The 10,569-nt window shown below is 41.4% G+C and carries 11 protein-coding genes; 4 read left to right on the top strand and 7 right to left on the bottom strand.

Features of this window, described 5'->3' with window-relative positions; genetic code table 11:
- The coding region (locus BUB11_RS23570) for an RNA-guided endonuclease TnpB family protein (protein ID WP_073032500.1) at positions 1-772 on the top strand (772 nt) is incomplete at its 5' end.
- 115 nt (positions 773-887) lie between these two features.
- On the opposite strand, the gene BUB11_RS23565 is transcribed toward BUB11_RS23570, so the two are convergent.
- Positions 888-1,685, bottom strand: coding sequence for a CAP domain-containing protein (locus BUB11_RS23565; RefSeq protein WP_073032760.1), 798 nt, complete (start codon positions 1,683-1,685; stop codon positions 888-890).
- Positions 1,686-1,910: 225 nt separating this feature from the next.
- Here BUB11_RS23565 and BUB11_RS23560 point away from each other — a divergent pair, with 225 nt between their 5' ends.
- Positions 1,911-2,309: a TIGR02328 family protein gene (locus tag BUB11_RS23560; protein WP_073032758.1), complete on the top strand. Its 399-nt coding sequence runs from the start codon at positions 1,911-1,913 to the stop codon at positions 2,307-2,309.
- Between the two features lie 270 nt (positions 2,310-2,579).
- Here BUB11_RS23560 and BUB11_RS23550 read toward each other — a convergent pair whose 3' ends face one another.
- Positions 2,580-3,152 carry a xanthine phosphoribosyltransferase gene (locus BUB11_RS23550; RefSeq protein ID WP_073032755.1) on the bottom strand — a complete coding sequence of 191 codons (573 nt, stop codon included), beginning with the start codon at positions 3,150-3,152 and terminating at the stop codon, positions 2,580-2,582.
- 364 nt (positions 3,153-3,516) lie between these two features.
- Here BUB11_RS23550 and BUB11_RS23545 point away from each other — a divergent pair, with 364 nt between their 5' ends.
- A complete protein-coding gene (locus BUB11_RS23545) occupies positions 3,517-4,728 on the top strand; it encodes an NADP-dependent isocitrate dehydrogenase (RefSeq protein ID WP_073032753.1) in 1,212 nt (403 codons plus the stop codon).
- A gap of 229 nt (positions 4,729-4,957) precedes the next feature.
- Here the strand turns inward: BUB11_RS23545 and BUB11_RS23540 are convergent, their stop codons facing one another.
- Together BUB11_RS23540 and BUB11_RS23535 are read right to left on the bottom strand one after the other, a co-directional pair.
- Entirely contained in the window at positions 4,958-6,115 is a 1,158-nt protein-coding gene (locus tag BUB11_RS23540; RefSeq protein ID WP_073032751.1) for a UxaA family hydrolase, read from the bottom strand.
- Positions 6,116-6,162: 47 nt separating this feature from the next.
- Positions 6,163-6,450 carry a UxaA family hydrolase gene (locus BUB11_RS23535; RefSeq protein WP_073032750.1) on the bottom strand — a complete coding sequence of 96 codons (288 nt, stop codon included), beginning with the start codon at positions 6,448-6,450 and terminating at the stop codon, positions 6,163-6,165.
- A gap of 197 nt (positions 6,451-6,647) precedes the next feature.
- Here BUB11_RS23535 and hprK point away from each other — a divergent pair, with 197 nt between their 5' ends.
- Entirely contained in the window at positions 6,648-7,541 is an 894-nt protein-coding gene (gene hprK, locus BUB11_RS23530; protein WP_073032748.1) for an HPr(Ser) kinase/phosphatase, read from the top strand.
- A 112-nt stretch (positions 7,542-7,653) separates the two neighbouring features.
- On the opposite strand, the gene BUB11_RS23525 is transcribed toward hprK, so the two are convergent.
- From BUB11_RS23525 to BUB11_RS23515, 3 genes are all read right to left on the bottom strand, one after another.
- Positions 7,654-8,361 (bottom strand): C40 family peptidase, encoded by a 708-nt coding sequence (locus BUB11_RS23525; RefSeq protein WP_242947719.1) that lies wholly within the window; start codon positions 8,359-8,361, stop codon positions 7,654-7,656.
- Between the two features lie 342 nt (positions 8,362-8,703).
- Positions 8,704-9,483, bottom strand: coding sequence for an ABC transporter ATP-binding protein (locus BUB11_RS23520; protein WP_073032744.1), 780 nt, complete (start codon positions 9,481-9,483; stop codon positions 8,704-8,706).
- Positions 9,480-10,523 carry a FecCD family ABC transporter permease gene (locus tag BUB11_RS23515; RefSeq protein ID WP_073032742.1) on the bottom strand — a complete coding sequence of 348 codons (1,044 nt, stop codon included), beginning with the start codon at positions 10,521-10,523 and terminating at the stop codon, positions 9,480-9,482. The genes BUB11_RS23520 and BUB11_RS23515 overlap by 4 nt, the downstream gene beginning before the upstream one ends.
- Positions 10,524-10,569 lie beyond the last annotated feature (46 nt).

Genomic DNA, 10,569 nt, shown 5'->3' with positions numbered 1-10,569 from the left:
TGACAAAAGCTACACCACGAACAATCAAAAAGGTACAGTTAGGATTGATAATGGTTACATCAAACTTCCGAAACTTAAAACAAGGGTAAGGATCAAACAACATAGAACATTTGATGGCGTGATAAAGTCTTGCACGGTCTCGCAAGTACCAAGTGGTAAGTATTTTGTCTCAGTTTTAGTTGAATGTGAGATAGCAACATTACCAGTGTTGAACACGAAAGTTGGTATTGATGTTGGATTGAAGACCTTTGCTGTCATGTCCAATGGTAAAAAGATCGAAAACCCTAAGCATCTTAGAAGATCAGAGAAGCGACTTGCTAAATTACAGAAAGACTTATCGAGGAAGAAGAAAGGTAGTCGTAACCGCAACAAGGCAAGGATCAAGGTCGCGTTACTGTACGAAAAGATTGCCAACCAACGAGCAGACTTCCTGAACAAACAATCCATCGAGATCATTCGCAAAAACCAAGTGATTGTTCTCGAAGACCTTCGTATCAAGAACATGGTCCAAAACCACAAACTTGCAAAAGCAATATCGGAAGCATCTTGGAGCGAGTTTCGGAGAATGATCGAGTACAAAGCTAACTGGTATGGCAGAGAAGTAATAATTGCACCATCCAACTATGCCAGTAGTCAATTATGCTCAGTATGCGACTTCAAAAACGTGTTAGTCAAGAATCTGGCGTTGAGAGAATGGGATTGCCCACAATGCAATACTCACCATGATAGGGATGTCAACGCAAGTCAAAACCTACTAAAACTTGCCATATAGACGGTGTTTTTGGGGCAGGTCATGTCCTTTGAGCTTGGGTAAACTTGTCGCATCGGCGATATTGACCAAGAAGCTCCCACTTCAAATTTCAGCAGAAATTAAGTGGAGAGTATGTTCACCGTCCGACAAACATTTGAACAAAAACTTTCCCGTAAACAGGGCTGGGAACAATACCTATACCTATATAGTTAAAGCTGGGATTTAAGATATTCTTACGGTGGCCTTCTGATTGCATTAAAGCATTATGCGCAGCTTCTACTGTTGAGTTTCCAGCAAGATTTTCGGCAGCTGTTTGGTATGTTACGCCAAACTTGTTTAACATATCAAAGGGGGAACCATAAGTTGGCGAAGTATGGGAAAAATAATTGTTATCTACCATATCTTCTGCTTTAGTTTTGGCGACTTCCATTAACTTAGTATCTGGTTTTAGGGGAGCAATTCCAGCCTTTGAGCGCTCGGCATTTATTAAATCAAGCATTTTTTGTTCTTCCACTCCAATGGCTGGTTGTTCAGGACTTGGAGTGGGTATAGGAGCAGGAGCTGGAGTCGGTTCCGGAGTCGGCGCAGGTTCAGGAGCTGGAGTGGGTTTTGGGGCAGGACTTGGTGGATAATATGGGTTAGCATATTTGTCTGTAATTAATCCTACAGTATCATTTTCTAAATGGACTACCCACCAAGTACCTATTTTGCCAATACAATCTACTATTTGGCCCTTATAAAGTAAACCGACTTTAATAGTTGATGCAGATGGTCCTGATCTTACGTTTAGAGAGGCTGCTGTGATTTTTACTTGCGCGGGTATATTTGTTCTATTGAATGGGGTTTGAGCATTAAGTGTTGAGGCAAATACAGTAGCTGTTAGCAACATACTTATAACAGCTGAACTTAAATGCTTTAAGTATTTCGAGTTCATTTGTTTTTCCTCCTCTTAGTGTACATTCTAAAATATCTTTAGTTTTAATCAAACCAAAGGTTTTTATGAGAGTGAAATAGTGGAATTTAGTTTGAGTGAATTGAGTTCTTAAGATACAACTTAGCTGTTTAATGGGAATATTTTATCACCCTTAGAGCAGGATAAAGGCGTATCGCGGAAATTATTATATAGGTAAAAACCTCAAAAAAATAAGGAGAGTACAATATGCGTTTATGGCATGAAAATTTGCTCTCACTTTTGCCAAGGCAACAGCTTTTGGGACAACATAGGGAATGCTGTGCACTTCGCGGGAACAGCTGGGGAAAGCCTCATTCTGTAGTTAATTACGTTTTTCGCTATTCTCGAGAACGACTGTGGAGTTATCATGTGAGGGTAATGAAGGAGATGAAGCGGCGCGGATACAATCCCGAAAGTTGTTGGATTGATCCCGGATACCGTGGGAAATCGGCACCGCGTTTCCAGCCTGATTATCGGGAAATTCAACATCTGACAGACGAGGAAAGCGAGATGTGTCTTGTGTATCCCGAACACAATGCAATGTACCTTAATGAGTGTTTGGAAAACCTGCGCAGTAAAGGAATAATCATTTTGTTTAATGGATGAAAGAGGCAGAGCTAAATGCAGTTTGGTCGGAAGCAAATAAAGATAAGATAAGAGGATGTCTCGTAAGACATCCTCATTTAAGGGAGAATTGTATTTTTGTTCAAGAAGCAGGAATGTTAATGAATTTTAATCAATTCCGAGACACCCACTTCTTTAAGTGGGTGTTCCGATTTCTACTTCGGTGGGGGTAGAATCCCCTACCGAAGCCCCGATGTTCAGCTTTAGCTGAACGAGTTCACTCTCTGACCAACATAAATCAGATCTGGATTCTTATTTGAAAAATACTTGGCCGTCTTTCAACGAGTCAATGATCGCCAAAGATTCTACCTGCAAGCCTTTTTCCTCTACGAGTTTTCTTCCCCCTTGAAATGATTTTTCTATGACGATACCGACACCGGAGATTTCAGCGCTGCTCTGAGAAACCAAACTGACTAAACCCAAGAGTGCACTTCCACTAGCAAGGAAATCATCGATAATCAGTATCTTGTCATTTGGGGATATGAATTCTTTGGATATTTTAATGGTATATTCTTGGTCTTTAGTATAAGAATAAACTTTCGATTCATAAACATTGGGATTCATATTGAGGCCGGCATGTTTTTTTGCAAAGACTACTGGTACATTATTAAAGTATTGAGAAGTAATACTTGCAATGGCAATACCAGAGGTTTCGATGGTTACAATTTTTGTTATTTCTTTACTTGAAAACCTGCGTTTGAATTCCTTACCTATTTCATTGAACAAAGTAATATCCAATTGGTGATTCAAGAAACTATCAACTTGAATGATTCTATTTTCGGTTATCTTTGCGCTATTACGAATTTTGTCCTTTAAGAGCTTCATATGGTAAAATACTCCCTTCTAAGTATAAAACATTGCTTCTTTTTAAATAGATTTGATATGCAATTTGACATGCAAAATGTATTAATGTATACAATATCTCGATAATCGTAAAAAATCAATTTAATTTTTTAATTAGGGAGGTTTTTCAATTGAGTTGGGGAGTTAGCTGTTTAATATAAAAATCTGGGCCTTTTATATAGGTTAGTGATCAAGGTTAACGAATAATATTGTATAACGGAGATAAAGCTAGTTGATAGCGTGTTTGAGGAAAAGGAAAAACATTTATTTTGTCGAAGTATAAAAACATTGGATTTTAGGACTAGTCCTACATTCGATGAGGCATCACTAAGGAGGAAATGGAAACGTGCAGAAAATTCAAATGAATGTCCCGTTAGTAGAGATGGATGGAGATGAGATGACTAGAATCATCTGGAATTCCATTAAAGAAATCTTACTTAAACCCTACATTGAATTAAAAACAGAGTATTATGATCTTGGTCTCCAGAAACGGGATGAAACAGAAGATCAAATCACAATTGATGCTGCTATGGCAAACAAGAAATATGGAGTAGCTGTCAAATGTGCGACGATTACACCAAATGCTCAGAGAGTGGAAGAGTATAAGCTTAAGCAAATGTGGAAAAGTCCTAATGGCACTGTAAGAGCGATTCTTGATGGAACTGTTTTTCGCGCTCCTATCATTGCAAAGGGTATTCAGCCATTAGTACCTACATGGAAGAAACCCATTATAATTGCCCGTCATGCCTATGGAGATATCTATAGGAATGTAGAGTATAGAGTAGGCGAACCAGGTAAGGCCGAGCTTGTCTTTACCAACGAAAAAGGGGAAGAGACTCGTCAGACGATTTTTGAATTCAAAGATAAGGGTGTTCTCATGGGAATGCACAATCTTGACCAATCCATTGAAAGCTTTGCACGCGCATGTTTTAATTACGCGCTTGAAGTAAAGCAGGATTTGTGGTTTTCCACCAAAGATACAATCTCCAAGCAATATGATCATACCTTTAAAGATATCTTCCAGGAAATTTATGATCAGGAGTATAAGGGAAGATTTGAAGAGGCTAAGATAGAATACTTTTATACTCTCATCGATGATGCAGTTGCCAGAGTGGTTCGTTCCGAAGGAGGTTACATATGGGCATGTAAAAATTATGACGGTGATGTAATGTCTGACATGGTTGCTACCGCCTTTGGGAGTTTGGCAATGATGACGTCAGTATTGGTATCACCGGATGGCAATTTCGAGTATGAGGCCGCCCATGGTACTGTTACCAGGCATTATTATAAACATCTTCAAGGGGAAGAAACTTCGACGAATTCAATGGCGACAATTTTTGCTTGGTCGGGTGCCTTAAGAAAACGCGGAGAACTTGACGGACTAAAGGAATTAGTTGAGTTTGCCAATCAATTAGAGGAAGCTTCATTGAAAACAATTGAAGCAGGAATTATGACCAAAGATCTGGCGCTTATCTCGGAACTTCCTAATAAAAAAACGGTCAGTACAGAACGTTTCCTTATCGAGATAAAGCAGACACTTGATAAAATACGCGGATAATTATGATCGAGCTCCACCGGTCGCTGTGAACTGCCGATGGAGTTTTTTCTTGGAGCTATGTTAATTGAAAGGAGCCCTTGGCGGTAATTGCCGGCGAGGGTTCCTTCTTAAATAATGAGAATCATATGAAACTGCGCAGTACTGATGAGGGTACTATAATTTCTTCGACGTTGTTAACTTGGATTAGCGCGATGACCAAGAAGTTTGTTCCACCGAAAATTTCGTCTCATTAATAAGTGGGTGCAATCTTGTAAATTCCAAATTCTTTATATCCTAAGCTCTCTGCTTTTGTTCTTCTTCCATTTGACACTGCCAGGATTTCTTCAAAAACTCGATGTCCAACTTGCTCGATGGTTTCTTCACCAGAGATGATGGGGGAAGCATCAAGGTCAATGTTGTCTTCCATCATCTTATACGTCCGACTATTTGCGGTAATTTTGATGACAGGTGCAATCGGAGAACCGGTTGGAGTTCCGCGCCCCGTAGTAAAGATCACAACCGTAGCTCCACCAGCGAGCATTCCTGTAATAGATTCAATATCCTGGCCAGGCGTATCCATGATATAAAGCCCTTTGCCCTTAGGGATTTCTCCATACTTGAGTACGTCTTGAATGGGGGCATGACCTGCTTTATAGATACACCCTAAAGATTTTTCTTCAATGGAGCTAATGCCGCCGGCAATGTTACCAGGGGTAGGCTGTCCGTCACGAATGTCGACGTTTAAAAACTTTGCCCGTTCTTCACAGTCGTGCACTATCTGAAATAGTTTTTCAGCAACTTCCGGCGTCCTAGCTCGACGTGCAAGGACATGTTCTGCTCCGATAAATTCTGTGGTTTCAGACAACATGACGTTGCCTCCGGCAGCAACTAATAGATCAGCAGCGATACCGACAGCAGGGTTAGAGGCAAGTCCTGAGGTGAAGTCAGATCCTCCGCATTCTATGGCCAAACTTAGTTCGCAGATATTAACTTTTTCGGGTTGAAGATGTGAAACTTGGCGGACTAATTCACTTACTTTGCGCAGGCCTTCAGCTTCAGTTTTTAAGGTGCCGCCGATTTCTTGGATGATGACGACCTCAACTGGTTTGCCGGATGCAGCAATTTCCGCGGCAGTTTCTCGGATAGGAATCCCTTCACATCCAAGACCCACGACAAGTACGGCAGCGACATTGGGATTTTTGCCGAAGCCAATCAATGTTCTAACAGTTTGCAGGTGGTCGGGACCTATTTGACAGCAACCGTGTTGATTGGGAAGTGCCACTGCTTCTGGAATTTGATTGGCTATATTTGCAGCGACGGTGCTCGAACAGACGGAAGTGGGGATAATTAAAATATGATTACGAATGCCTACTTTGCCATCGGGACGGCGATAACCTAATATATCCATGAGTTCTTCCTCCTTAAGATCAATGATGTTGCTATTTCATAGAATAATTATTTATCTCTGCGTCCACGTCGACTTTCTAAATTGTGTACATGAACATGTTGTCCGGGTCGAATCAATTCAGTGGCTACCCCGATACTTTCAGCATATTTGAGGATATCTTCTCCGACCTGAATTGTACAAATTGCAAGTTTATGTCCAAGGGGAATGTCTTCTAATAATTGAAGAGAATGTTCTGATTGACCGATAAAAAAATGAATGATAGTACCAGATGGGAAGTCTTCCACTACTGTGGCAACGTTATCTTTATGGTTTATCACGACGGCCTGCTTCTTCAAGAGGTTACCTCCTATTACTGTAAATATAAATCATGTCTAACCCTTAGAATATTGGAAACAGGGGGTATTGTAAATACTATCTAAATATTTTAAGGATAAAAGGAAGCAAGATTTTCAGAAATAGTTTATAATATATTTCTATAGCGGGAAACATATGAAAACGGAGGGGCATCCCCTGTTTGGAAAGAGGGTTAAAATTGCTTACGGTAAACCAATTGGTAGAGAAATTTAATTTTGAGGTCTTAGCAGGGCATGTGGGATTGGACAAAGAGATTACAGAATATAGCTTAAAACGTCCGAGTGCTGAATTGGCGGGTTATTTAGAACATTTGACTCCCAAACGTATTCAAGTTTACGGTCGGACTGAATTAGGACTAATCCAGCAATTTGATTATTCTGTGCGCCGTTCGAAACTCGCTCAAGTAATGCTTGCAGAAGTACCTTGTGTAATTATTACCCGGGGTTTAACCATTCCCCTGGAGTTTATCGAATTGGCCAGTGAGCGGAAGATTCCTCTCTTAACAACCCCTCGCTCTTCGACTCAACTTTTTTATCTTTTAATTCGTTACCTAATAAATCAGTTAGCTCCCAGTACTAATGTTCAGGGAGTGTTAGTAGATGTTTACGGAGCAGGGATTATGATCACTGGGGAGCGAGGGATTGGCAAAAGTGAGGCTGCTTTAGAACTAATCAAGAGCGGGCATCTGCTAGTTGCTGCTGATATCGTGAAAATTCGACGAGTAGATGAAGAAAGGTTGCTGGGCACCGCACCAAAACGAATTCGGCATCAGCTTGAGGTACGTGGTTTAGGCATACTTGATGTTACGACACTTTTTGGGGCAGGTTCTGCGAGAGATGAAAAAGTAATTAACTTTATCGTTCACTTGGAAGATTGGAAGCAAGATAAGATTTATGATCGTATGGGGATTGATACTCCTGAAACACGACAGATTTTAGGGATTTCGGTTCCTGAGATTACGATTCCGGTTCGGCCAGGGCGCAATCTTGCTACGCTTATTGAAGTAGCAGTGATCCAAAATTGGAATCGCAATTGCAAAGGGCAAGTAACGCCTCCTATCAGAAACAGGTGAAGAATAAAGTGAACAAGCTTATACAGAGCGGGGGTCTAACAAAATCAAAGATGTTTTGTTAGACCCCCGCCTTAATATTTTTGCGTTGAATAGCCAGACTTATGATGGAAGGCTATAAAACTCGTTTTGCTCCGACGTAAGCGGATTTCCAATAAGTTCCCATGGTATAGATGGTTACGCCTTTAGAACTAGATGCATTGATAAATTGACCATTGCCTACGTAGATTCCATCGTGGTCAATTACTCCGTTTTTGGCTAAAGAAAAGAAGACTAAGTCTCCCGGTTGCAGATTGCTAAATGAGACAGAAGTACCTATTTTAAACTGATCACGAGAAACTCTGGGAAGATTTATGCCGTTTTTAGCAAAAACATATTGAACGAACCCAGAACAGTCAAATCCGGCCGGTGTAGTTCCACCGAAGACATATTTTACTCCGATATATTGTTTGCCAGTAGCGATAATGGCACTTGCTTTCGTTGGTTGGGAGGTCGGTTTCGCGGGTGCAGGTTTACTCGGAGTACTGCTTGAACCTGTTGACCGAGATGGCTGTGCCTTTTTTGCCGGAGTGTTAGCTGGAGCTGGTGTTGTAGAGGGGGTGCTTGTGTTAGCGGGAATGGGGACTTGTGGGTCTGCAGCAGGTTGGGGCGCTGTGAGATCCTTTGTCGTTTCTGTCGTCGCTACGGCAATGGTTTGAATTTCTTGAGCATCCATTTTATCGGTTATTGTTTTCGGGGAAGCTGTGATAATTGTCACAAAGAAGAATGCTGATACAACGGGAACTAGGAGAACGGACCACTTTATATTTTTAATAGTTTTCAATTTCGTCATTCCTTTCGTTTGCGTTATTTGTGAGGCGTTGGATTAAAAATAATATTCTTTGCTGATGTTTTGAAATCTAGAATGGCTAGATACCGTGATGACGGATTAAAGGCAACTTCCAACTGACTTAGTTTGTTGAAGTTGTTTCCCTAGTATAACGGATAATTATCAGCTTGTCTTTGGTACATGTTGGTTAAACCGTAAAAGGGAGGAAATATATTCCCTGGAAAAAAGCTAATCCTGGCGGTTAGATGGTATTGCAATTAGGCCTCTTGCGATTATTCGCAGAGGCCTAATTGGGGATGTTCCAAATATTTTTGAAATAACTCCAATAGAATATGGTTATTTGCTGGTGAGTAAAAATTGGGGTACTTGGTGGATAGGGTGATTAATCATAATGATTTCGGTTTTATAAATTGAAGATATAGTGGCAGGTTGTAAAACATCGTGAACTTCCCCACAACTTTTAATGTGTCCATTATCCAAGAGCAAAAGACGATTACAGTATTGACTTGCAAGATTTAAGTCATGTAAGACCATAATCACGCTGATTCCCTCAGACTGGTGCCATTCTCGGACGTGTTCCATGACCAGCATCTGATGTCCAATATCTAAAAAGGTGGTCGGTTCATCCAGAATCAGAACCCGAGGTTGCTGGACCATGGCTCTTGCTAAGGAAACCATTTGACGTTGGCCTCCGCTCAGGTTATTTACCGACTTAGTTCGTAAATTCCAGAGGCCTAGTTTTTCTAATACAGTTTGAACTATCTGCTCATCCTCAAGAGATAGGTCGGAGAGGGGCTTTAACCATGGATAACGTCCCATGGCAACGACCTCTTCGACCGTGAACGACAGGGGAGGGATGCCTTCTTGTTCTAAAACTGCTATTATTTTTGCCAGCTCTCGTTTTCGATACGAGCTGATAGATTTACCATTTAAGAGAATCTTCCCTCGACTGGGTTTTAGTAAACCACTCATGGTTCGTATGAGTGTGGATTTTCCACTGCCGTTCGGTCCGATAATCCCAAAGGTCTCTCCTTCTTTAATCTGAAATTCTATGTCTTGAAGAACTGGGATCGTTCCAAACTGATGCTGAACGTGTATTACATCGAAAAGGTTCATACATGTCCCCTCCTCAGTCCTTTTTTTAGTAAGTACGCAAAAAAAGGAGCTCCAATAAATGCGGTGATAACACCGATCGGAATTTCCCGTGAAGGAATGATGCTGCGGGCTAAGGTATCCGCCCATAATAAGAATATTGCCCCTGCTAGAGTGGATATTGGCAATAAAATTCGGTGGTCAGGACCTACCAGTAAACGCATTAAGTGGGGAACAATGAGCCCAACGAATCCTATGATTCCGACAACCGAAACGGCTGCCCCTGTAAGTAAAGAACCAACGACTAGAACCCATATTTTCTTTTTTTCGACATTCATTCCAAGATGGGTCGCAGCACTTTCTCCCAGCGAAATGAGGTTGAGGTCACGCTTCTGAAGTGATAAATAGAAGAAACCCGAGGCTAGATATGGAATCAACATCCCCACGTCTTGCCAAGAACGGTTAGCTAAACTCCCCATCATCCAGAAGACAATTTCTTGCATTTGTTGACCGGATATGGCAATCAAGAAGGACAGAAAGGCCCCAATCAAGGATTGAACAACGACACCGGCAAGAATCAATGTTTCCCGATCACGTTGTCCGTGATGCTTGGCAAGTGCCATTACGAACCAAAGAGAAAGTAAGGCCCCTAAAAAGGAAAAAAGCGGGGTAGTTAAGTATCCTAACAGAGAAGAATTCCGAAAGAAGAGTATAGATGTCGCCGCTCCAAAAGCGGCACCCACGGAAACACCAAGGATGTAAGGATCTGCAAGCGGGTTGCGCAAAATGCCTTGAAAAGCAACCCCTGTTGAAGAAAGCATCGCACCAATGACAAGAGCCAAAAAAACACGAGGCAGGCGCAAGTTCCAGACGATTGCGTCTTGGGCCAATGTCCAAGTGGGAGTCAGGTCGAACAGAGGGAGGTGGTTCAGCAGAATCTTCAGAGTTAGGGTAAATGGCAGATGGACAGAGCCAATCATGACACTTAAAACCAGGGACATAAGGAGCAGTGCTAAAAGAGCACCTATCCATATGATTCGTTTAGTTCTTATTATTTTTTCCATGAAAATTCCACCTTAAGGATGATACTTGGTTGGGCCTAGCAATGTG

Source organism: Desulfosporosinus lacus DSM 15449, assembly GCF_900129935.1.
Classification (GTDB): Bacteria; Bacillota; Desulfitobacteriia; order Desulfitobacteriales; family Desulfitobacteriaceae; genus Desulfosporosinus; species Desulfosporosinus lacus.
This window is presented reverse-complemented; position numbering and strand designations above follow the sequence as displayed.